The following is a 21,458-nucleotide window of genomic DNA, read 5'->3' as shown; positions in this document are numbered from 1 at the left end:
TAGTACGCGATCTGGCATCTAATCTCCTGCATCATGTCCTAATATGATAATCAACACAAAACCCTGCCGATTGCCAGCAGGGCCTTGTAGTCGAACATCAGGTATCTGGGATACCCTGCTCTATATGTTCCCTTTACTTGCCGGGAGTCAAATCTTAGACAACGTTTAAAACAACATCAATGTTGCCGCGTGTTGCTTTGGAATATGGACAGAAATCATGCGCCTTGCGGGCCAGTTCCTCTGCTTGGCTGTGATCTACACCAGGCATGCTAACGTCCAGACGAACAGACAGCTGGAAACCATCATCCGCAGGGTCTTTACCAATGGATACGTTACTTGTAACGACCACATCCTCCAATTTCACACCTGCTTTGCGTGCTACATTGGCGAGGGCACTTTCATAACATGCTCCATATCCAGCGGCAAAAAGCTGCTCAGGGTTAGTACCTTCACCACCGGAGCCACCAAGCTCTTTTGGCATTTTCAGATCATGCTTGAGAACGCCATCCGAAGAAGTCACGGAACCTGTACGTCCACCTTTAACTGTCGCTACTGCTGTATATAAAGCTTCCATTAAGAATCTCTCCCTTATCCATATAGTTTTTATTGCCTTCCTTTCAATTTAAACTTCTGGCTCATTTTGAAACGCAATTTTGTATCTTTATCAGCTTTTACAACTTTATTATTTTCATGCATTTCAATGCCATGGCTGTATTTTCCCCACGGTTGGGTAATATACGAAGGGACATCTACAAGCTGGAACCGAAATTTTGTGCTGATACATAAAAGTTGCACTAGACAAAAACAATTGAAGGAGTACAATGTAACAATAAACATAAAAATTTAGATATATCATGAGCGGGTTGTCCCGCATATATTTCCAAATCAATAATTCAAAGTCAGGTGATTATCGTATGAGTAAAAAAAATCCGTTCAACGCTCCTTCAAGAGAATCATTGTCTACTGCGGGCATGCCCCCTTCCCTTGGAGAAGCACATAGTTCCATGAAAGTTCCGCAGAATGCTGCATGGTGGAAGAAATTCCTCGCCTTTGTAGGCCCAGGATACCTTGTTGCCGTAGGTTACATGGACCCCGGGAACTGGGCAACAGATATCGCAGGCGGCTCACAGTTCGGGTATACCTTGTTATCCGTTATCCTGTTATCGAACCTGATGGCCGTTGTCCTTCAGTCGCTGGCTGGCAAGCTCGGCATCGTCACTGGACGGGATCTGGCTCAAGCCTGTCGTGAACGATTCAGCATGCCTGTTGTCATGATGTTATGGATACTGTGTGAGCTTGCCATTGCAGCCACCGATCTGGCTGAAGTCATTGGTTCTGCCATCGCGTTAAAGCTGTTATTTAACGTCCCCATGTTATACGGCGTTATCATCACCGCAGTTGATGTACTCCTGATTCTTGTACTGCAAAACAAAGGCTTCCGCGCTCTGGAAACTCTCGTCATTGTGCTGATGGCAACCATCGCCCTCTGCTTCGGGATTGATCTGTTTCTGGCGAAACCGGATATGGGCGGTGTTCTCCATGGTTTTGTACCCAATGTTGAGATTCTGCAAAACCCGGCTATGCTCTATATTGCCATTGGTATTATCGGAGCAACCGTGATGCCGCATAATCTGTACCTGCATTCTTCCATTGTCCAGACCCGTCAGATCGAACAGACCCCACAGGGCAAAAAAGAAGCCATTCGGTACTCGACCATGGATTCTACAATCGCGTTGACACTGGCCCTGTTCATCAATGCAGCCATCCTGATTGTATCTGCTGCTGTATTCCACAGCGCTGGTATGACGCAGGTTGCCGAGATCGCAGATGCTTATCATCTGCTGACACCTCTATTGGGTACTACGGTTGCAAGTATTCTGTTCGGTGTGGCGCTGTTAGCATCAGGTCAGAACTCTACCCTTACAGGTACACTTGCTGGGCAGATCGTTATGGAAGGTTTCCTGAACATTCGAATTCCGGCTTGGCTGCGCAGACTGGTCACACGTCTGATCGCCATCATCCCGGCGGTAATTGTGACAGCCATTGCAGGAGAACATGGCACAGAAGAACTGCTCATTTTGAGCCAGGTCGTGCTGTCGCTTCAATTGCCCTTTGCTGTAATTCCCCTGGTGATGTTCACAAGTGATAAAAAAAGCATGGGTGCATTCGCCAACAAATTGTGGCTCAAAATCATCTCATGGGTCATTGCCGCGATTATCGTTGTGCTGAATGTATATCTGATCATTCAGACGATTCGGTTATTCTAATCTCGTTCTCATCGACAAAATACTAAAAAGGCTGATCAACTCCGGTATGCTATACCCAAGTTGATCAGCCTTTATTGTTGCAATACAGCAAGGTGTTTTCTTTTATAGTAAAACTCAAACTCCAGTAAACAATCATCTAATCCTGATTTGGTATCAGTAACGGCAGGAGTTGATCCAATGAATCAACAGTCCAATCCGCACGTTGGTCATCAGATAGTTCTGGCTGGAATCTTCCGTAACCCTGCATAATTCGAATCGTACGCATGCCCAGCTTCAGAGCAGGTATAATGTCGTTATCGATCCGATCGCCGATCATGACGGCTTCCTCCGGTTCACAACCGGCCTGTTTCAAGGCCACAGCGTATAACTCAGGGTCTGGCTTGGACACTCCTTCTTCAGCCGAACATGCCAGAACATCAACATACTTCCGCAAGCCGTAGCTCTCCAGTCTCTCTTCCGTTCCAGGACTCTGATTGGCAATAATGCCAATGCGATAATGCCGTGACAACTGCTGAAGGACGTAATCCGCTGATGGAAAAGGACGTTCAAGATCTTTTTGAAATTTCAGCTTGTCCTGAATCTGCTTCTGGTGTCCGTCGTCTTCAACGAATGTGCGAATCGCCACTCTCATCGGCCATTGCTCATATCTCTGGTAACAGTTCGCGAACAGTTCGCGTACCGCCTCAATCTTCACCGGATACCCCAATGCACAGACTTCGCGGACGAACTGTCCGATAATATCATCAACCGGCTCCCATTCATCCACCAGTGTATCTCCAACATCAAAAAACAACCATTTCAATCCACCTACATCCGGCACGCCAATTCCTCCTTGTAAGCCACAGGTGATTCCTGATCCTAATCGAGTTCAAAAAGTCTGGTTTTCAGTACCGAGAAGATGGAATGAAGCTAGAAATGGAGTAGCGGAGCGTAGGGAAAACTACGTGAGCAACGGACATTTCGGCTGAATTTCATATTCGATGCTGATGATGCCACAAGGCATCCTTCGTAATCAAAAGCGGACTTTTTGAACAACCTCTAAAACCATAAAAAAGAAGACTCACCATCCTGCATGAGTCTCCTCAAACTTCCGTTTATCGATACATTCAATTATAACAGGCACCTTACACCTGAGCAATCACAAGCGATGGCATTAACCATTGAGGAGAAAGCCAACTTCCCCATTGAGCGAATATACGATCCGGTCTGCGCCCATGCCCCGATAGATGCCCTTAGGATGACTCTGCTCCGTAATAACGCACAGGGATTTCGATGTCCATGAACGGCAGATCTGTAAATAACGACAGGTCAGATTCAGGCTGTTCTCGAAAATAAACACGTTGCCTACGCTGCCCTGCGGCAAAAACCATTTTTGAGCTGCAGCCGTGTTCATGCGAATGACATGTTCTACTCCGATTCTACGGAGTCTGCGCTCTTCCCCTGCACTGTTGGTTAGAACGGCAAACGGCATTTTTTTGTACATCAGCAATTTAATAAATTTGCGTCCTGCTTCATTTGGAGCAGTCACTAAGATCATCTCAGTATCCATCATTCGTTCCTCCCTTGGCGTGAAAAGACAACAAAAAAGAAGCGTGGGGGACCAAGGCCTCCCGAACGCTTCTTAAATAATCCATGGCGAAAACACCATGAACCAGCGTACGGCTTGTTGCCTCTCCCTTTAACGCTTACGAGGTTAGCTGACGGATTCGGGCGCGAGAGTCGCCCTATTTCCGGCTGTCACCGGAAAATTCACCCCATGAATGCCACTGTCCTGGACAGCGCATTCTGTTGGTTCCCCCGTTTCCCATTCATCAATGAATGGAAACTCAGCGATTAAAACATCGTTCGTATATCTTAAGGATAAGATCGAGCGATATTATCGTTTGTTTCGTTTTTCAGGTACAATTTAGTTTAAATTGAAATTACGTTATGAATCATACACCCGCGCCATGTCGGTGTAAAGTCCGCCCAGATCACCGAATCGGCAGATTTTTGCCAATTCCCATCCGTAATAACGCTTACAACAAAGTTATACTCCATCTATCTCTTCAAGGCTATCTAATTCTCACTCTGGCGTAAATCACTTCCCAATTCATTCACGTATTCTGCACAACTTGCCTGTTTTGATTCTTTTAACACCACATTAGTTTTGCAATATTTAATTGTAACCAATATAATAGAAGATATAAGAGTAAATAAATGGAGGCGATTTAGATGACAGTCTACGATTACAAAGTGAATACACTTCGCGGTCAAGAAGTTGAAATGTCCGACTACCGTGACAAAGTGTTACTGATTGTGAATACGGCAAGCTCATGCGGCCTTACCCCTCAATTCAAAGGTCTGCAAGAACTGCAAGACAAGTTTCAAGATGCTCCATTTGAAGTGCTTGGTTTCCCAAGCAACCAGTTTGCACAGGAAAAAGGATCTTCCGACGATATTGCCGAGTTCTGTCAGATGAATTATGGCGTGAGTTTCCCCATGTTTGAGAAAATTGATGTGAACGGCTCAAGCGCTCACCCTCTTTTCCAACACCTTAGCACAGAAGCTCCTGGCCTGCTCGGCTCCAAAGCAATTAAATGGAATTTCACCAAATTCCTTGTGGATCAGAACGGACAGGTAATCAAACGTTATGCTCCCAAAACAACACCGGACAAGATTGAAGAAGATATCAAGAACTTGCTGCAAAAATAATACATTGGCCACCCGTAGCCGGAAGGTAGAGCACCATTGCCCCGGTAATGGATGGCCTTTTTTTTCTCAACTCTGATGTCAAACTGTTCAAAAAGACAAAAAAAAGAAGCCTTCCATTAATGGAAAGCTTCTTTTTAATCGTTCATATGATGCGGTCGAGAGGACTCGAACCTCCACGGGCATACGCCCACTACCCCCTCAAGATAGCGTGTCTGCCATTCCACCACGACCGCATGTCGTAAATAATCGGCAACAGAATTGATTATACCGGGTCCAGAACCAAAAGTAAAGTATTTTTTAATACTACTTTTTCAGCTAGGCAATTTCATCAAAAATCGCATAATCTCGTCATCTTTACCCATGAACTGCATATCATTAGATTTGATCCCCTCTTTTCCGGCTTGAGCTGATCTTATTGATTCATTTATATATAGTCCTTCCTTATATATAGTCCACCCTGCACTTCACCATATAAATAACACAACAAGTTATATAAAATAACACAATATTAAATCCCAGATTTAATTCATTAATTTTCACGGATTCTATTGACAAAAAGCGGACATTTATGGGATGATAACTATCATATAATTCGGATTTTTAAACACAAAGCAAACAAAAAGGAATGTAAATGTCACTTTAAGTGACATTTAACGAACACAGGAGGCGAATGATTGTGAACCGTGGGAATAAGCTGCTCGATTATGTCAAACTGCTTGATTCCTCTATTCAGGTTGGAGGGTTCACCCATTCCTTCGGCATGGATATCCATATCAGGGAGGGTACCATTCGTAATGCTGAAGATCTCGAATCATTCATGCGTTGTCAGTTGCATCCCAGCATTGTTCGTCTTGAAGGTATGGCCATTAAAGGCATCTATACCGCAGCAGATCACAAGGATACATGGCGGATAGCTCTGATCGACAAGCTCGTCCATGTTCAGCGAACCCCTGGAGATCTCAGAGAACAAGCTGCCGCGATGGGTAAACGATTGATCAGACTCGCACGCGCTCTGCACCCCTGGATTGAATTCAGCCAGCTCGAACAGATCTTTGCCAAATACGATTCGGTTGGCTGCCTCTCCACTGTTCACGCCTGGATTAACCACCACCTCGATATCCCGGTCGAGGAGGCGGTCCTTGGTTACCTGCATTCAGCCATGAATGCCTGCATAACCGAAGCCTCCAAAGTCATCCCCCTGAACAATGATACAACCAAGGATCTGATGGTCCGCCTGGCCACAGATCTGGAGAATGAATGGAAGACCGTCAGCGCCTCGGCTGCGGATGGACTGGCACAGCCAACCTCGATGTCCATGAAATCGTTTTTCCCCAGTTTCCATATGCTTGGAGCTGGACTTCATGCCTACAGGGCCTAATCCTCTTCCTCCTCATACCTGCTCCCCTTCATTCAGACAAACTAAAAAACACGCGGCAACCTCCTTGCCGACGTGTTTTTTGTCATTTTATTTGTTTTATTTACGTATTTACGCCATTTATCATCACAAAATACACTTTTTTCCGTCTTTTTTAATTGTTAGATGACGAATTTACGTATATAATGAAACATACAGCTCGCATTTCTATATATTCTACATGAAGAAAGGGCGGCTGAATACTACATTCTAACCAGGGGTGAACCCTTTTGAACAAGAAAAAACCAGTTACTCCGTTCGGATGGGCCATCAAACGACGGCTAACCGAACTTCAAGTGGACCAGAAGACTTTTTGCGAACAGCATGGCATCCCACCCTATCGTTTATCCAATCTCATTCACGGCACACGCAAAGCAACCCGATTCAGGCACCTGGTCGCTGATATTTTGGATATTCCAGATGAACTGAGATAAGATTTCTGCCAAAGGAGGGTCTCATCCATGAGACATGTTACATCCGATCTGGAGAGGCTGTCGTTCCAGTCCATACGTCACCAGCTCATCATCGTTGATCACAATTGGATTATCCAAAGTTGTAACCGTGCCTGGCAACAGGGACTCGGTCAATGCTCACCAAACCCGGATATACACAGTAGTCATAGACATTACCTGCACCTGACGGAAGCCTGGGCAAAACGAAGCAAGAACGCTAACATGGCACTTGTCGCACAGAATTTGAAAGAACGCGGAATACCCTTTAATCGAAATCATACATATGACATCTGCGTGTATACTGTATACAACGAAAAGAGGTGGTTTCGTGTAGAACTCACCCCTCTATCTTATGCAAATTCAATTCTGGATACCGATCTGGCTTTGATTGCACACATGGATATTACCGAACAGAGAAAGACAGAACACCAATTGAAGAAGGCATTGTCTGAAGTGCGTACATTGCGCGGACTGCTGCCTATTTGCGCCGTCTGCAAACAAATCAAGGACGAAGAGGAACACTGGAACTCCGTCGAAAGTTATCTGGAGAAGCATACCCACGCCGAATTCACCCATGACATCTGTCCGGAATGCATTCGGCGGTTATATCCAAAATACTCGAATATCCTGGACAAGCGTTCCTGAAACCTCTCTCCACTCGCCGACTAACTACAACTATACGGAGAGATGATGTTCAAACTGCGACATATCCAGTTCTTGCGGTGTCCCATGCAGGGTTATGGTTCCTTTATCCATGATATAGATGTAATCTGCGGCACTTCGTACAAAATCAATACTCTGCTCTACCAGCAGAACCGAGAGGTTCCCCTTTGCCTTGAGCTGCAAAATAACCTGCCGAATGTCCTCCACGATAGAAGGCTGGATGCCTTCTGTCGGCTCATCAAGTAGCAACAACCCCGGACGCGAAGCCAATGCCCGGGCGAATGCCAACTGCTGCTGCTGTCCACCACTCAGATCCCCGCCCTGCCGTCCATACATCGTCGCAAGCACTGGAAACATCGCCAGTACATCCTCGGGGAACGTTTTTACTCCCGGTGCACTTGTCTCCAGACCTAGCAATAAGTTTTCTTTCACCGTAAGCTGCGGGAAAATCTCCCGCCCCTGCGGTACATAACCGATCCCTGCCCTTGCCCGCTTGGCTGTATCCAAGGTGGATAACTCCTGATTTTGCCACTGAATACTGCCCTTGCGTGTTTTGAGCAGCCCCATTAATGTTTTCATCAACGTTGTTTTCCCTACACCGTTACGGCCCATCAGACACACCACCTGTCCAGGCTGTACATCCAGGTTCACACCACGAAGCACATTGCTTTCCCCATAGCCGGATTCAATTCGTTGCAGCGACAGCATGGTCATCCCTCCTTTTGCCCAGATACACTTCGGCCACTTTCGGGTCTGCCTGTACCTCCGCCATCGTACCTTCCTTCAGCAGTTTCCCTTCATGCATCACCGTTACCTTGGCTGCGAACTCTCGCACAAACTCCATATCATGCTCCACCACCACAACCGAGCGCTCACGCGCAATTTCTTGCAGAAGTCGCCCAGTCTTGTGTGTTTCTTCATCCGTCATGCCTGCGGCTGGTTCGTCCAGCAACAACACCCGCGGCTCCTGTAGAAGCAGCATGCCGATCTCCAGCCACTGCTTCTCCCCATGTGATAACGCTCCTGCACGAGCATCAACGCGGTCTTGCAGACCAATCTGGAGGGTAACATGCTCCATGGCAGCACTCATTTTCCCATATCGACGAATACCGATGGCTTGCAAAGGGGAACGGCGAGTCTCCGCCGCCAGTGTCAGATTCTCCTGCACCGTCAGACCCGCAAAGATCGATGGGGCCTGGAATTTGCGTCCCACACCTTTGCGAACAATCTGGTGCTCCTTCAGTCGTGTTAATTCCGTGCCATCCGCCATCTTCACCGAGCCGGACATGGGTTTTGTTTTGCCGCATATCACATCCAGCATCGTTGTTTTTCCAGCACCATTGGGTCCGATCAGAAAATGCAGGTCATGTTCATGCAGCTTCAGATTCATGCCTTTGACAGCAACGAACCCACCAAAGGCTACCGTAATATCCTCGGCTACCAACACCGCTGATTCCTCAGTAGACTTTAGGTTTTTCCCGAGTGACTTGGACATGCGCACTCTCTCCTCTCCGCTTCAACAAGCGAACGATATGACGATATACACCTACAATACCGTTTGGCATGAACAAAACGACTGTTACAAAGAGCCCACCAATGACGAACAGCCACCCTTCGGGGTAAGCCTCACTTATGCCTGTTTTGGCTGCATTCAGCACCACCGCTCCGATGACCGCCCCAATAAGCGTACCGCGACCACCCAATGCAACCCACAGGACCATCTCAATGGAAGGCACAATCCCCATCATCGATGGCGAGATAATACCCACCTGAAGAACAAACAACATGCCCGCGATGCCTGCAAGCGCACCGGAAAAAGCAAAAGCCAGCGTTTTATATCCTGCCGGATCATATCCGAGGAATCGCACCCGATTCTCCCCATCCCGCGCAGCTTCGAGCACTTGACCGAATCGACTGTTCACCATTCGACGACAGAGCATATAAGCGATCACCAGAACTGCAAGCGTTATATAGTAGAGAGCAATCGTCGTTCCAGCGGAATGAAGTGTAAAACCAAAGATCGAATTATATCCGGTGATGCCATTTGTTCCGCCCGTCCATTCCTGTTTACCAACAAAGAGTGTTACCGTAATGAGAACCAAGGCTTGAGTCAGGATGGTAAAATAAACACCGGTGATCCGGTTACGGAACGTAAACCACCCCAGGGCAAAGGCGAGCAATGCCGGAAGGGCTATCCCCAATAACAGCGCCACCGGGAAGGAGCGAAACGGCTCCCAGAACCATGGCAGACCACTGAGACCACTCCATCCCATGAAGTCAGGAAGTGTTGCTCCACTGGCCTGAAGCTTCAGATACATCGCCATCGCGTATCCACCCAGTCCAAAGAACACCCCATGCCCAAGACTCAACACACCTCCATATCCCCAGATCAGATCAAGACCAATGGCCAGGATTGCCAGCGCCAAAAACTTGGCTAACAGACTCAAACGAAACTCCGTGGAGATCAGTGGAGCAAGACACATCATAATCAGCACAACTGCCCAGATAATCCTCATTTTCAGACTGCCAGTCTTGAGTAAAGCGGACATGAACTAACCCCCTTTTTCACGTTAATCGAGACTCCGTGTGCGCATCGCGACCAATCCGCGTGGTTTCCATTGCAGGAAAGCAACGATACATACAAACACAAGCACCTTGCCAATGGAGGCCGAGGTATAGGTTTCGAACAGCGTGTTGAACATACCAATTCCCAATGCACCACACACGGTTCCGACCAATTTCCCTACGCCACCCAGGACAACGACCATGAACGCATCCACAATATAATACGTACCAAGTGAAGGACCTATCGGACCAATGAGCGTTAATGCACAACCTGCAATTCCGGCAATGCCCGAACCAATAGCAAAGGTCATGCCATCCACCCGCCGGGTAGAAATCCCAAGACACCCCGCCATGCTCCGATTTTGCATTACAGCCCTCATTCGTCTTCCGGAAGATGTTCGATAGATATAGAGATACATACACAGCAGCACAACCGCAACCAGTGCGATAATGAAAATTCGTTTATACGGAAATACAATTCCATCCGAGATCGCCAATCCCCCATTGAGCCAAGCTGGACTGGATACTCCCACATTTGGTGCTCCGAATATGGTACGGGCCAGTTGTTGCAGCATCATGCCTACACCCCATGTCGCAAGCAGACTGTCCAGCGGCCTGCCATACAGATGCCTGATCAGAACCACTTCAAGCAACCAGCCAATCAGAGCCGCTACAATGAACGCAATTGGCAGAGCCACAACAAAGTAAGCACCAAACCACGCAGCTGGAGCATAGGACATGAACAGATTTTGTGTTACATACGTTGCATATGCACCAATCATGATCAGTTCACCGTGAGCCATATTGATAACATTCATCAGCCCAAATGTTACCGCCAGACCGAGTGCAATCAACAACAAAATCGAACTGATACTCAGACCATTGAACATCTGCAGGATAAACATATCCATCGCTATCCCCTCCTCCATACCGTGACTCTCGATATTTCACATGACTTCAATTAGCGGCAGGAACATTTCACAGTAACGCTTTACCGCAATGCGGTGAGAGGATGTGTTATCACACCCTCGTTTATGTTTTGGCTACTTTGAAGCAAGTTGCCTGTTTTATTGCGAGGTTTCTATGTTATTTAGCGCTGAGGGAAGCTCCCCATTCATACGTTTTCAGATAAGGGTCCGGCTTGACAGGCTCACCAGAATTCCACAATTCCTTGAACTGCCCATCTTCCTGCACCTCACCGATCCGTACGGTTTTGTAGATATGCTGATTCTCTCCATCCACGGTTACCTTACCTTCCGGAGCATCAAACTCCAGACCCTTGGCAACTGCCTTCACCTTCTCCACGTCGGTTGATCCTGCTTTTTCCACCGCCGCCTTCCAGAGATAAACCGCCACATATCCCGCTTCAATCGGATCAGCTGTCACTCGATCAGCACCGTATTTTTCTTTATACTTGGCAACAAATGTTGCATTCTCAGGTGTATCCGTTGTCTGATAATAATTCCACGAAGCCAGATGTCCCTTCAATACGTCTGCGCCAATACCACGGATTTCTTCCTCCGCCACACTTACCGAGAGGGTCGTCATCTGATCCGAGGAGATTCCGGCATCCTTCAATTGTTTGAAGAAGGCCACATTGCTATCTCCGTTCAGTGTATTGTATACAATATCCGGCTTCGCAGCTTTGATTTTGCTAATGATGGTACTGTAATCGGTATGGCCTAGCGGTGTATATTCCTCGCCCACCACTTCGCCGCCTTCTGCTGTGAGTTGTGCCTTAATGACCTGATTGGCCGTTTTTGGGAATACATAATCTGAACCGAGCAGATAAAACGTCTTGCCCCTGTTCTCCAGTAACCAGGTTACAGATGGAACGATCTGTTGATTGGTTGTTGCTCCTGTATAAAAAATATTTGGCGACGATTCCAATCCCTCATATTGCACCGGGTAAAACAATAGACCTTTGTTCTGTTCAAACACTGGGAGCATAGCCTTCCGACTTGCAGAGGTCCATCCACCAAATACAGCAGCAACCTTATCCTGTTGCAGTAACTTCCCAGCCTTCTCCGCAAAAGTAGGCCAATCCGAAGCGCCATCCTCAATTACAGGCTCGATCTGTTTACCCAAAACTCCGCCCGCGGCGTTGATCTCTTCAATGGCAAGCATCTCCGCATCTTTAACAGATACTTCACTGATCGCCATCGTTCCGCTGAGAGAGTGAAGAATGCCAACTTTAATCGTATCACCGGATGCAGCCGGCTCTCCTGTACCACCTGAACCCGAAGCTTCAGGAGGCGTAGCGCCCTCCACACATCCTGTCATCACGATGACCGCACCCAGCAAAATACTCCATAACTTGACCGACCTCTTCTTCAATAGCCTACACTCCCTTTTTTTAGTCTATTGACGAACATTAAGGTCATTTGCGTCCGAAATGTTCGTTGATCCAAATTATGGAGGGTTACTCTCTTCATGTCAATATAGCTTACATAATTTTATTTCATGCCTACCTGTTTCATGCATACTGCTAATAAGCCTTGAAGCTTATTGACAAAGAAATCACCCTGTGTGAGTATATTTAACATATAACTTGATTCATGAACATATCAGACACTATAAGCGAAAGGTCGGATTGCCTTGCACTGGACTGAGCAGGAAAAGGAAAAACTCCTGATTACCGTGGCCGCTAACCTCGCCCGTGAACGAAGAGCACGCGGACTCAAGTTAAATGTTCCCGAAGCCATCGCCTTGTTGACCTCCGAACTGATGGAACGAGCACGGGATGGAATGAGTGTTGCCGAATTAATGAGATACGGAGGCACCATCCTGACACGTGAAGACTGTATGGATGGTGTTCCCGATATGATTCCTGAAGTACAGGTAGAAGCCACATTTCCTGACGGTACAAAACTGGTTACCGTACATGAACCTATACGCTGAGAAAGGCAGGAGAAACCATGATTCCTGGTGAATACCGTTTGAAGCCAGATGACGACATCATCTGTCATCCGGATCGTTCAACCCTACGACTCCTTGTCCTTAACCGCGGCGACCGCCCCGTCCAGGTCGGCTCTCACGTTCACTTCTATGAAGTGAATGCAGCACTGGACTTTGATCGCATGTCAGCTTTTGGACATCGCCTGCACATTCCGGCAGGCACCGCAGTTCGCTTCGAACCTGGTGAAGAGAAACCTGTCGAACTCACGACCTTTGGCGGCAAACGCCAAATTCACGGGTTCAACGGACTAACCGAAGGCTCTGCGGATCAAGTTCCTGATCCAGTGAAACTGGAGGCATTCCTGAAGACGTTCTCCCCTCCCATACCAGATGGAGGTGAACCCTCATGAAACAAATGAGCCGTGAACAATACGCGTCCATGTTTGGACCGACAACCGGCGATGCCGTAAGACTTGCGGATACCGAACTATGGGCAGAGATTGAACATGATTATGCCGTATACGGAGATGAGAGCAAGTTCGGAGGTGGTAAGGTTATCCGCGACGGAATGGGCCAGTCCACCACCGCTCTGCGAAGCGACGGCACTCCTGATACGGTTATCACCAACGCTATCATTATCGATCATTGGGGCATTGTAAAAGCGGATATCGGCATTCGGGATGGTCACATCTGCGCCATTGGCAAATCCGGTAACCCGGATACAATGGATGGTGTTCATCCCGCACTGGTCATCGGTGCTTCCACCGAAATCATCGCTGGTGAAGGCATGATTGTAACCGCTGGCGGCATTGATACCCATATTCATTTCATCTGCCCACAGCAGATTCAGACTGCGTTATCCTCCGGGGTCACGACCATGATCGGCGGCGGAACAGGACCGGCAACAGGAACCAAAGCCACCACCTGCACACCAGGAGCCTGGCACATCCACCGGATGCTGGAGTCCGCAGAAGCTTTTCCCATGAACATCGGTTACCTTGGCAAAGGCAACAGTTCCAGTACCGCACCTTTAATTGAACAGATTGAAGCTGGTGTCATCGGCCTGAAGCTGCATGAAGATTGGGGCACTACCCCGAGCGCTATCGACGCTTGTCTGACTGCCGCCGGAGAACATGATGTTCAAGTGGCTATCCATACCGATACATTGAACGAAACCGGATTTCTCGAAAACACCCTGGCTGCGATCAACGGCCGGACGATCCACACGTACCATACGGAAGGCGCTGGTGGCGGACATGCACCGGATATTATCCGGGCCGCTGGGGAGTCCTACGTTATCCCCTCATCAACCAACCCAACACGACCGTACACACGCAACACTGTAGAAGAGCATCTCGATATGTTGATGGTGTGTCATCACCTGGACCCTTCCATCCCGGAAGATGTAGCTTTTGCCGATTCACGGATTCGTCCCGAAACCATCGCAGCCGAAGACATTTTGCATGATCTTGGCGTGTTCAGCATCATCAGTTCCGATTCTCAAGCCATGGGCCGAGTGGGCGAAGTCATTATCCGCACCTGGCAGACAGCCGACAAAATGAAAAAACAACGCGGCAAACTTGAACTCAACCCGGATTCCCCCTCCGATAACGATCGGATCAAGCGATATGTCGCCAAGTACACCATCAATCCAGCTATCGCACACGGAATCGGTCATCTCGTCGGTTCGGTGGAAGTTGGAAAGCTGGCAGATCTAATCATATGGAAACCGGCCTATTTCGGTGTAAAACCCGAGATCGTCATTAAAGGTGGCATGATCACGTTTGCCCAGATGGGTGATCCCAATGCGTCCATCCCGACACCTCAGCCCGTATTTGGCAGACCGATGTTTGGAGCCTATGGTAGCGCCATTGCCAGCGGATCGATCACATTTGTCTCCCAAGCCGCAGCAGATGCGGGGATCAAAGAGTTATTGGGCCTGAAGAAACGGGTTGAACCCGTCAAGGGCTGTCGCTCGGTCAGTAAAAAAGACATGATTCATAACGACGTCACCCCCGTTATTGAAGTCGATCCCGAAACCTACGAGGTACGCGCCGACGGCGAGCTACTCACCTGTGAACCCGCAGACGAGTTGCCTATGGCACAGCGGTACTTTATGTTTTGATAGGAATACGGATTAGCTGATAAGGGGGCACTCATGATGAATAGTGGCACGAAGCTACTCCGTTATGTTCAGCTGCTGGATTCAGCCCTGCCCATCGGTGGTTTCTCCCATTCCTTCGGTCTGGAAGCTTACACGCATGATGGCACCGTGCAAAATACCGCGCAGCTTGAACAGTTTATTCGTAGCCAGCTTCACTCCAGTCTTGTACGACTAGATGGTCTTGCCATCAAAGGCGTCTATCAGGCGATAAAACAGCAAGATGCCGCTCTACTTGCCCTGTATGACAAACGTGTCCACGCCCAGCGCTCCCCTCGGGAACTCAGGGAAAGCGGCCACAAAATGGGAAAACGACTGCTCAAGCTGGCCCGTTCACTCTATCCATGGATGGACTTTTCCCTGATCGATGAGGCTATACGGGAACACGGCGCGTATTGTGGCATCACGACCATTCACGGTTATATCAACTATCAATTGGAGATTGAATTGGATGAAGCCGTTACCGGGCATCTGTATACCTCAGTGAACGCTTATGTGAACAGCGCACTTCGCCTGCTGCCCATCGGACAAACCGAAGCGCAGATGTTGATTCAGAAACTGCTTGATGATATCGAAGCGGAATGGGCGCTCATTCGGGAAAATGACCCGGAAGATATGCACAGCTTCGGAATCGCCCAGGAAATCTACGCCATGCGGCACGAGACCTTACCCGCGCGGTTGTTTATGTCTTAACTACAACTTTTATCTAACTTAGGAGGAATTGTTATGTGTGGAGGAGCTAATCATACGCATCATCCGGAGTGGGAACGTAAAGCATTTGATCGGAGTCGTCCGATGCGAATTGGAATTGGCGGACCGGTAGGTTCAGGTAAAACAGCCCTTGTGGAGAAGCTGTCCAAGGCACTGCGTACACGTTATAGCCTTGCTGTCATCACCAATGACATATATACCAAGGAAGATGCCGAAATCTTGCTGCGTCAGAATGCACTGGCACCAGAGCGCATTATCGGCGTAGAGACAGGCGGATGCCCTCACACGGCTATTCGTGAAGATGCCTCCATGAATTTCGAAGCAGTTGATGAGTTAATTGAACGTTTCCCGGATCTGCAACTGATCTTCATCGAGAGTGGCGGCGACAATCTCTCCGCTGCATTCAGTCCGGAACTCGCTGATGTGTTCATCTACATTATCGACGTTGCTCAAGGAGAGAAACTCCCTCGCAAAGGCGGTCCCGGCATCACGCGCTCAGACCTGCTGTTAATCAACAAAACCGACCTCGCCCCTTATGTTGGAGCAAGCCTGGAAGTTATGAAAAATGATACCGAACGGGTACGCGAAGGCCGCCCTTATGTCATGTCTAATCTAATGAGCGGTGAAGGTGTATCCGAGATTGTCCACTGGCTTGAACATCAATATATGGATGACGATGCTTCCGCTGCACATCTGCATTCACACAGCCATGAACATGGCACTCACTCGCATTAATTCATCTTCTGTCCCCACGGGAACAGAGCTAATTGGGAAAGAAAGTGCAGGTGCGCCCGTCACACGCCGCAGCGAGCTTCGGGCCACCTTTGCCTTTCAAGGCGACCGAACTGTCATGACCGATCGTTATTACAGCGCACCGCTCCGGTTTAGCCGATCCTTTCGACCTCCCGGAGGCGGAACCGAATTATGTGTGTACACGTCTGACGTCTCTCCAGGAGTCCTTAACGGGGATCACTATCATTCCGAGTGGGAATTAGGGGAAGGCACCCATGTCATGCTGAGCAGCACATCTGCTACCAGACTCCATCCCACACCTTCCATTCCTTCATCCGTTAATCATCACTTTCGGTTGGGAAAAGGGGCTACGCTGGAATACTTCCCTGAATGCGTCATTCCCTTCAAGGGAAGTTCTTCTTCGCTCGCTGTAACCTTTGAGCTGGAAGAACAGACAATCCTGGCCTATGCAGATATCTGGTCTGCCGGACGGATTCATCGGGGAGAAGCGTTCCAATTCGAGCGTTACCGCAGCTTGACGGAGATATGGCAAGGTGAGCAACTGGCTGTCTGGGATCGATTCGGACTCGAACCGGATACCGATGATCCCAGACACTCAGCGTCCCTCCTTCACTACACACATACCGCTGCGTTGTGGATGATTGCCCCGGGGCTTGGTACTGCGGAGTTGGAGCAAGTCAGATCTGCTCTGCCACCAGATGGACGAATGCTCGCAGGTGCAAGTTTGCTGGCAACCGGAGGCATCGGCGTTCGACTCCTTGGCATGGCAGCTTGGGAACTTCAGGAGCAGTGTCTTCAAATCTGGAATACACTCCGCCCCCATCTGCTGGGCAAAGAAACCCTCGTCTTTCGTAAATAAGGGCGTGAAGTAAGGATGGTTAACACAAAAACCTCTGAACTGTCTCCGAGTGTGTTCGGATTAGTCCAGAGGTTTTTGTACATTCAGTCTATGGGTGCTGCTCATATCACTTACGCTTCGTTTTCCTCAGAATCGTTCTCTGATTTATTCTCAGTTTTATAGCGATAGTCGCCTGCATCCTTGCTTTCCTTCGATTTGCGGTAACGGGTGAACTCAATATATTCGCTGATAAAAGACTGTTCCACAGTCGACAATTCACTTTCTTGGCAATTCAATTGCCGCAAAACGTCAAAAAAATAATCCTCCCGTTTTTCCCGAACCATCGCTTCCTTCGATGGACGTCCAATCATGAGCCAGTCGAGGCTCACATCAAAAAACGAAGCAATCTCAATTAATTTATTCGTACTCGGAATAGACTTGCCACGTTTCCAATCACCCAGATTGCCTGTGCTAATCTTCAGCTGTTGGCAGAAAGCCTTCTTGGTCATTCCTCGTTCGGCAATCAGGTGTTCAATTCGCTCATAGATCGACTGCATACAAGAACCGCCTTCCAACCGTAATAATCAACTCATCTGCTTGAATTATACCACATTATTCCTGAATGCTCAGCCTTTATATGCCTGGAACAGGATGAGGTATATCGTATAACACAAAGATAGACTCCCATGAATGATCATAGAAGTCTATCTTATATTGTTGCTGTGATGCGGTCGAGAGGACTCGAACCTCCACGGGTATACACCCACTACCCCCTCAAGATAGCGTGTCTGCCATTCCACCACGACCGCATATTCAATTGTGAAAATGGTGAGCCATGAAGGGCTCGAACCTTCGACACCCTGATTAAAAGTCAGGTGCTCTACCAACTGAGCTAATGGCTCTTGCTGTAAACTTCACCGGATGTGCCATGCTTCATTCTTGTCTATAAGAGCAATGACTTTGAGGATTACTCATCGAAAATGTAGATCTCATGAGGTGGTGAAGATATGACCCGTAGGGGATTCGAACCCCTGTTACCTCCGTGAAAGGGAGGTGTCTTAACCCCTTGACCAACGGGCCTTAATAACAAGTTGTCTTTCTTGGCGACAAGAATGAGTATACCACAGGACAATTTGAACTTGCAATACTTTTTTAAAATTTATTTTTCAAGCCTTTTTGTCCATTGCATACTGTTCTTCAGAGGCCCGTTAATCACCACCTCTCCTATTCATGCCAGTGTCATCACTGTGCAGGAAAAATGTAAATCATTCATTAAAACACTTACAAAAACTTACGTTCACTTATAATATTGCAAATCACATTAAAAATACTTATAATTAAAGTATCAGTATAAGTACGGTCATCCATACACTCGGAGGTGACATGTTTGTTTCAAGAAGAACGAATGCAGCTCATTGTTGAACATCTACGCAAACACAATCGCATCTCAGCCGATGATATTGTCGCCTTGTTTGATGTATCACGGGATACTGCACGCAGGGATCTGATTAAGCTTGAGGAACAGGATGCCATTATCCGAACCCGTGGCGGAGCGATTCTCCCCCCTCCTCCGCAAGAATTCAGATCCTACAAAGACCGTTTACTCGATGTATCTGAGGAAAAGAGGGCCATCGGCAAACTCGCTGCGGCCATTGTAAGGGAAGGCGAGATCATTATTCTGGACTCTTCCACGACTGTGCAGGCCTGTGCCGAGAACTTAAACGGCAAATCCTGTACCGTCATTACCAATTCGATTCATTCCGCTGATCTTCTCTCCAATCACACTGCTGTCCAGATTCGTTTGCTCGGAGGCAAAGTAGATAAAGAACAACGTTATGTCTACGGTACCTCTGTTATCGAGACCCTCTCCCACTATTATGTAGATAAAGCCTTTATCGGAATTGGTGGTATCACCATGGATGGCTTCAGTGCTTCCGAAGAGGAAGGGAAAATTAAACACCAAATGATGAAAGCTGCCAAGAAAGTTGTTGTTCTTGCAGATCAATCCAAGTTTGATAGACGTTATGGTTATCGTTTTGCCGACTGGTCATTGGTGGATGTATTGATTACGGATCAATGGCCAACCAAAGAATGGCTTGTTTTTCTAGCCGAACAACAGGTTGAGATTCTCATTCCTGAACCTACAGATGATAAGGAGTTGTAAATATATGAAATTATTTGCCACAGATTTAGATGGAACTTTGTTGAACATAGATAGCCAGATTAGCCCGGAGAATGCCGCAGCCATCCAAAAGGCCCAGCAATCCGGTATGAAAGTTACCATTGCAACAGGACGTGTCTATTCCGATGTTGTGACCATCAGCCGCGAAGGCGGAATCAAAACCCCGATTATCGGCTCCAATGGAGCGACAATTCATGATGCAGACGGTGAACGTTTATTCCATCTTCCGCTCGAGCGTGACACAGCAGCTTCCGTCATGCAGTGGCTGGAAGATCATGATGTCTATTATGAGGCTTCAACGCAACAAGGCATCTATGCCCCGCGTAGCAGTCATGAGACCTTGCTTGCCGAGATGGAACGTGTTCTTGGTTCGAACCCTGGTGAGGACATCGCACGCATGATTCGCTCCATCAAGAAACACTATGACAAAAAAGACTACCACCGCGTAGACAGCCACCTCGAAATTCCGGCAGAAGCCTACATCTATAATATTATGGCCTTCTCCATGAATCCGGACAAAGTAAAGACTGGTCGAGAATACTTCGCTTCCCGATCCGATGTCGCCATGGTTGTATCCTTTGAGCATAACTTCGAAATGCAGCACCCGGACGTATCCAAAGGTAATGCCCTCACCAAACTGGCGGCTCACCTGAACATCTCCATGGAGGATACCGTAGCGATTGGCGATAACTTCAACGATGTCTCCATGTTAAAAATGGCAGGACTCGGCATCGCCATGGGTAATGGCGAACCCGAGATCCAGGCATTAGCCAAAGCCATAACGTTGACCAATGTGGAGCACGGTGTAGCCCATGCTATCGAGTGCCTGCTTGAAGGTAAACCGGTGTCCCGTCCAGAAACGATTGTCGGAGAAGGTCAGTAATTGAACCCATACTGAATTAAGTACTGAACCTGCATGGTCGCCTGTTGATCCATGCAGGTTCTCTTCATTTTAACTCCGCAGATCGAACGTGAGGCACATCCTGTAACAAAATAATCAGTTGCTCGCCCCGGTATGAACCCGGTAGTTGCAACGTGAACTCAAGCACGGTCTCTTCCACGGAGTCTGTGCTTGTTTGCTGTTCTGTCTTAAATCCGATGACTGATATCTTCTCCTGCCCCAGCAGTGCCAAAACAGTCTTCAGGGCCTCCCCCTCATTTTGCAGATGGATGGTTAACGTCTCTGTTCGGGCGGATACCAACCAGCGTGTGGGTCTATGCAGTAACATCTGTGCCACGACAATAAGCAGTGTCACGCCTGCACCCGTCCAATACAGACCTGAACCCACAGCAAGTCCCATGCCTGCCGTAGCCCATATGCCAGCCGCTGTGGTCAATCCCCTGACCGTGTGACGCTGTGTGAAGATCATCCCAGCTCCAATGAACCCCACACCGCTAACGACTTGTGCAGCAATCCTTGACGGATCAAGAGACAGATTGGCCCAGCCAGCCTGATCCTGGAATCCGTATTTCGATACAATCATCATCAGGGCAGCACCGACGGCGACCACAAAATGAGTACGGATTCCCGCCTCTTTCATTCGATTCTTGCGCTCATATCCGATTAGCACACCACATATTCCAGCTATGAGTACACGCATCAAATATTCCACTTCCATGCACATCACCTCTTTCATTATGTATATGCTTACATGAGTCTATCTTTACTATTACCCAATCTTTCCCTGACTATATAAGTTGAACTAAAGATTATTCACACTGGCACTACGATGACAGAACAACCTTCCAATCGCTGTTATCCCCAGATTTTTTCGATTCCCTTTTCTCAAGGGAAAATCCGGTGATAAAGGCGAGCGCTTCGCTTTTTCAGTTTGTTTCTGTCCTCTCCGTTATCGTGTA

The 21,458-nt window shown here is 48.0% G+C and carries 23 protein-coding genes, 4 tRNA genes and 1 riboswitch; of the genes, 13 read left to right on the top strand and 14 right to left on the bottom strand.

Translation table 11 applies throughout. The features are described 5' to 3' along the window. Window positions 1–154: 154 nt before the first annotated feature. Window positions 155–574 carry an organic hydroperoxide resistance protein gene (locus tag MHB43_RS07335; RefSeq protein ID WP_036610819.1) on the bottom strand — a complete coding sequence of 140 codons (420 nt, stop codon included), beginning with the start codon at window positions 572–574 and terminating at the stop codon, window positions 155–157. A 397-nt stretch (window positions 575–971) separates the two neighbouring features. On the opposite strand from MHB43_RS07335, the gene MHB43_RS07330 reads away from it, so the two are divergent. Further along, complete coding sequence (locus MHB43_RS07330; protein WP_405132401.1) at window positions 972–2,267, top strand: Nramp family divalent metal transporter; 1,296 nt, start codon at window positions 972–974, stop codon at window positions 2,265–2,267. A gap of 136 nt (window positions 2,268–2,403) precedes the next feature. Here MHB43_RS07330 and MHB43_RS07325 read toward each other — a convergent pair whose 3' ends face one another. Further along, window positions 2,404–3,087 (bottom strand): HAD family hydrolase, encoded by a 684-nt coding sequence (locus MHB43_RS07325; RefSeq protein ID WP_339182805.1) that lies wholly within the window; start codon window positions 3,085–3,087, stop codon window positions 2,404–2,406. A gap of 333 nt (window positions 3,088–3,420) precedes the next feature. Further along, the gene (locus tag MHB43_RS07320) at window positions 3,421–3,819 is read right to left on the bottom strand and encodes a hypothetical protein (protein WP_235193755.1); all 399 of its coding nucleotides are present in this window, start codon (window positions 3,817–3,819) and stop codon (window positions 3,421–3,423) included. Between the two features lie 115 nt (window positions 3,820–3,934). Further along, a riboswitch (cyclic di-AMP (ydaO/yuaA leader) is annotated at window positions 3,935–4,109 on the bottom strand. Window positions 4,110–4,481: 372 nt separating this feature from the next. On the opposite strand from MHB43_RS07320, the gene MHB43_RS07315 reads away from it, so the two are divergent. After that, entirely contained in the window at window positions 4,482–4,961 is a 480-nt protein-coding gene (locus tag MHB43_RS07315) for a glutathione peroxidase (protein WP_036610823.1), read from the top strand. 150 nt (window positions 4,962–5,111) lie between these two features. Here the strand turns inward: MHB43_RS07315 and MHB43_RS07310 are convergent. Further along, window positions 5,112–5,194, bottom strand: a tRNA-Leu gene (locus MHB43_RS07310). 443 nt (window positions 5,195–5,637) lie between these two features. Here MHB43_RS07310 and MHB43_RS07305 point away from each other — a divergent pair. From MHB43_RS07305 to MHB43_RS07295, 3 genes are all read left to right on the top strand, one after another. Next, window positions 5,638–6,339, top strand: coding sequence for an urease accessory protein UreF (locus MHB43_RS07305; RefSeq protein ID WP_162158974.1), 702 nt, complete (start codon window positions 5,638–5,640; stop codon window positions 6,337–6,339). 266 nt (window positions 6,340–6,605) lie between these two features. Beyond that, the gene (locus tag MHB43_RS07300; RefSeq protein ID WP_017690011.1) at window positions 6,606–6,809 is read left to right on the top strand and encodes a hypothetical protein; all 204 of its coding nucleotides are present in this window, start codon (window positions 6,606–6,608) and stop codon (window positions 6,807–6,809) included. 27 nt (window positions 6,810–6,836) lie between these two features. Next, window positions 6,837–7,472, top strand: coding sequence for a hypothetical protein (locus MHB43_RS07295; protein ID WP_339182801.1), 636 nt, complete (start codon window positions 6,837–6,839; stop codon window positions 7,470–7,472). Window positions 7,473–7,502: 30 nt separating this feature from the next. On the opposite strand, the gene urtE is transcribed toward MHB43_RS07295, so the two are convergent. The 5 genes from urtE to urtA all read right to left on the bottom strand — a co-directional run bounded on the left by urtE (window position 7,503) and on the right by urtA (window position 12,392). Further along, window positions 7,503–8,198 (bottom strand): urea ABC transporter ATP-binding subunit UrtE, encoded by a 696-nt coding sequence (urtE, locus tag MHB43_RS07290; protein ID WP_076209466.1) that lies wholly within the window; start codon window positions 8,196–8,198, stop codon window positions 7,503–7,505. Next, a complete protein-coding gene (urtD, locus tag MHB43_RS07285; RefSeq protein WP_101314094.1) occupies window positions 8,176–8,985 on the bottom strand; it encodes an urea ABC transporter ATP-binding protein UrtD in 810 nt (269 codons plus the stop codon). Before urtD ends, urtE begins: the two co-directional genes overlap by 23 nt. Then, window positions 8,948–10,039: an urea ABC transporter permease subunit UrtC gene (urtC, locus tag MHB43_RS07280; protein ID WP_076209468.1), complete on the bottom strand. Its 1,092-nt coding sequence runs from the start codon at window positions 10,037–10,039 to the stop codon at window positions 8,948–8,950. Before urtC ends, urtD begins: the two co-directional genes overlap by 38 nt. A 21-nt stretch (window positions 10,040–10,060) precedes the next feature. Further along, window positions 10,061–10,966 (bottom strand): urea ABC transporter permease subunit UrtB, encoded by a 906-nt coding sequence (gene urtB, locus MHB43_RS07275; protein WP_036610830.1) that lies wholly within the window; start codon window positions 10,964–10,966, stop codon window positions 10,061–10,063. A 175-nt stretch (window positions 10,967–11,141) separates the two neighbouring features. Next, window positions 11,142–12,392, bottom strand: coding sequence for an urea ABC transporter substrate-binding protein (urtA, locus tag MHB43_RS07270; protein ID WP_405131620.1), 1,251 nt, complete (start codon window positions 12,390–12,392; stop codon window positions 11,142–11,144). 261 nt (window positions 12,393–12,653) lie between these two features. Between urtA and MHB43_RS07265 the strand changes: the two genes are divergently transcribed. Genes MHB43_RS07265 through MHB43_RS07240 form a run of 6 tightly spaced genes read left to right on the top strand, consistent with a single transcriptional unit; the run spans window position 12,654 to window position 17,437 of the window. Beyond that, window positions 12,654–12,956 carry an urease subunit gamma gene (locus MHB43_RS07265; protein ID WP_076209470.1) on the top strand — a complete coding sequence of 101 codons (303 nt, stop codon included), beginning with the start codon at window positions 12,654–12,656 and terminating at the stop codon, window positions 12,954–12,956. Window positions 12,957–12,973: 17 nt separating this feature from the next. Next, the gene (locus MHB43_RS07260) at window positions 12,974–13,363 is read left to right on the top strand and encodes an urease subunit beta (protein WP_221819176.1); all 390 of its coding nucleotides are present in this window, start codon (window positions 12,974–12,976) and stop codon (window positions 13,361–13,363) included. After that, a complete protein-coding gene (gene ureC, locus MHB43_RS07255; RefSeq protein ID WP_221819175.1) occupies window positions 13,360–15,078 on the top strand; it encodes an urease subunit alpha in 1,719 nt (572 codons plus the stop codon). Before MHB43_RS07260 ends, ureC begins: the two co-directional genes overlap by 4 nt. A 33-nt stretch (window positions 15,079–15,111) precedes the next feature. Then, window positions 15,112–15,807 (top strand): urease accessory protein UreF, encoded by a 696-nt coding sequence (locus MHB43_RS07250; RefSeq protein ID WP_249911497.1) that lies wholly within the window; start codon window positions 15,112–15,114, stop codon window positions 15,805–15,807. Window positions 15,808–15,840: 33 nt separating this feature from the next. Further along, a complete protein-coding gene (gene ureG / locus MHB43_RS07245; RefSeq protein WP_017690021.1) occupies window positions 15,841–16,560 on the top strand; it encodes an urease accessory protein UreG in 720 nt (239 codons plus the stop codon). Further along, window positions 16,466–17,437, top strand: coding sequence for an urease accessory protein UreD (locus MHB43_RS07240; protein ID WP_405131619.1), 972 nt, complete (start codon window positions 16,466–16,468; stop codon window positions 17,435–17,437). The genes ureG and MHB43_RS07240 overlap by 95 nt, the downstream gene beginning before the upstream one ends. 110 nt (window positions 17,438–17,547) lie before the next feature. Here the strand turns inward: MHB43_RS07240 and MHB43_RS07235 are convergent, their stop codons facing one another. The 4 genes from MHB43_RS07235 to MHB43_RS07220 form a co-directional block, all read right to left on the bottom strand. Further along, window positions 17,548–17,973, bottom strand: a complete 426-nt coding sequence (locus MHB43_RS07235) for a helix-turn-helix domain-containing protein (RefSeq protein WP_221819173.1) — start codon at window positions 17,971–17,973, stop codon at window positions 17,548–17,550. Window positions 17,974–18,142: 169 nt separating this feature from the next. Then, window positions 18,143–18,225: transfer RNA gene (locus tag MHB43_RS07230), tRNA-Leu, on the bottom strand. 17 nt (window positions 18,226–18,242) lie between these two features. Continuing rightward, window positions 18,243–18,318 (bottom strand) — tRNA-Lys (locus tag MHB43_RS07225). Window positions 18,319–18,424: 106 nt separating this feature from the next. Further along, window positions 18,425–18,496 (bottom strand) — tRNA-Glu (locus MHB43_RS07220). 307 nt (window positions 18,497–18,803) lie between these two features. Here MHB43_RS07220 and MHB43_RS07215 point away from each other — a divergent pair. Both MHB43_RS07215 and MHB43_RS07210 read left to right on the top strand, forming a co-directional pair. Continuing rightward, on the top strand, window positions 18,804–19,580 hold the full coding sequence (locus MHB43_RS07215; protein WP_047842021.1) for a DeoR/GlpR family DNA-binding transcription regulator: 777 nt from the start codon (window positions 18,804–18,806) through the stop codon (window positions 19,578–19,580). A gap of 4 nt (window positions 19,581–19,584) precedes the next feature. Next, the gene (locus MHB43_RS07210) at window positions 19,585–20,481 is read left to right on the top strand and encodes a Cof-type HAD-IIB family hydrolase (RefSeq protein ID WP_339307310.1); all 897 of its coding nucleotides are present in this window, start codon (window positions 19,585–19,587) and stop codon (window positions 20,479–20,481) included. A gap of 64 nt (window positions 20,482–20,545) precedes the next feature. On the opposite strand, the gene MHB43_RS07205 is transcribed toward MHB43_RS07210, so the two are convergent. After that, a complete protein-coding gene (locus MHB43_RS07205; RefSeq protein WP_091033649.1) occupies window positions 20,546–21,217 on the bottom strand; it encodes an MgtC/SapB family protein in 672 nt (223 codons plus the stop codon). Window positions 21,218–21,458 lie beyond the last annotated feature (241 nt).

Origin of the sequence: Paenibacillus sp. FSL H8-0317 (assembly GCF_045040685.1) — a bacterium.
Taxonomy (GTDB): Bacteria; Bacillota; Bacilli; order Paenibacillales; family Paenibacillaceae; genus Paenibacillus.
The sequence above is the reverse complement of the archived record's forward strand: the minus strand, read 5'-3'. Positions and strand labels throughout refer to the sequence as shown.

What these genes read in the sequence shown, in the direction of transcription:
- MHB43_RS07210 (WP_339307310.1), top strand. Translation starts at nt 19,585, where the DNA reads ATGAAATTATTTGCCACAGATTTAGATGGAACTTTGTTGAACATAGAT.
- MHB43_RS07330 (WP_405132401.1), top strand. Translation starts at nt 972, where the DNA reads ATGCCCCCTTCCCTTGGAGAAGCACATAGTTCCATGAAAGTTCCGCAG.
- urtE (WP_076209466.1), bottom strand. Translation starts at nt 8,198, where the DNA reads ATGCTGTCGCTGCAACGAATTGAATCCGGCTATGGGGAAAGCAATGTG.
- ureC (WP_221819175.1), top strand. Translation starts at nt 13,360, where the DNA reads ATGAAACAAATGAGCCGTGAACAATACGCGTCCATGTTTGGACCGACA.
- MHB43_RS07295 (WP_339182801.1), top strand. Translation starts at nt 6,837, where the DNA reads ATGAGACATGTTACATCCGATCTGGAGAGGCTGTCGTTCCAGTCCATA.
- MHB43_RS07205 (WP_091033649.1), bottom strand. Translation starts at nt 21,217, where the DNA reads ATGGAAGTGGAATATTTGATGCGTGTACTCATAGCTGGAATATGTGGT.
- MHB43_RS07250 (WP_249911497.1), top strand. Translation starts at nt 15,112, where the DNA reads ATGATGAATAGTGGCACGAAGCTACTCCGTTATGTTCAGCTGCTGGAT.
- MHB43_RS07320 (WP_235193755.1), bottom strand. Translation starts at nt 3,819, where the DNA reads ATGATGGATACTGAGATGATCTTAGTGACTGCTCCAAATGAAGCAGGA.
- urtD (WP_101314094.1), bottom strand. Translation starts at nt 8,985, where the DNA reads ATGTCCAAGTCACTCGGGAAAAACCTAAAGTCTACTGAGGAATCAGCG.
- MHB43_RS07260 (WP_221819176.1), top strand. Translation starts at nt 12,974, where the DNA reads ATGATTCCTGGTGAATACCGTTTGAAGCCAGATGACGACATCATCTGT.
- MHB43_RS07315 (WP_036610823.1), top strand. Translation starts at nt 4,482, where the DNA reads ATGACAGTCTACGATTACAAAGTGAATACACTTCGCGGTCAAGAAGTT.
- urtB (WP_036610830.1), bottom strand. Translation starts at nt 10,966, where the DNA reads ATGGATATGTTTATCCTGCAGATGTTCAATGGTCTGAGTATCAGTTCG.
- MHB43_RS07335 (WP_036610819.1), bottom strand. Translation starts at nt 574, where the DNA reads ATGGAAGCTTTATATACAGCAGTAGCGACAGTTAAAGGTGGACGTACA.
- MHB43_RS07235 (WP_221819173.1), bottom strand. Translation starts at nt 17,973, where the DNA reads ATGCAGTCGATCTATGAGCGAATTGAACACCTGATTGCCGAACGAGGA.
- urtC (WP_076209468.1), bottom strand. Translation starts at nt 10,039, where the DNA reads ATGTCCGCTTTACTCAAGACTGGCAGTCTGAAAATGAGGATTATCTGG.
- ureG (WP_017690021.1), top strand. Translation starts at nt 15,841, where the DNA reads ATGTGTGGAGGAGCTAATCATACGCATCATCCGGAGTGGGAACGTAAA.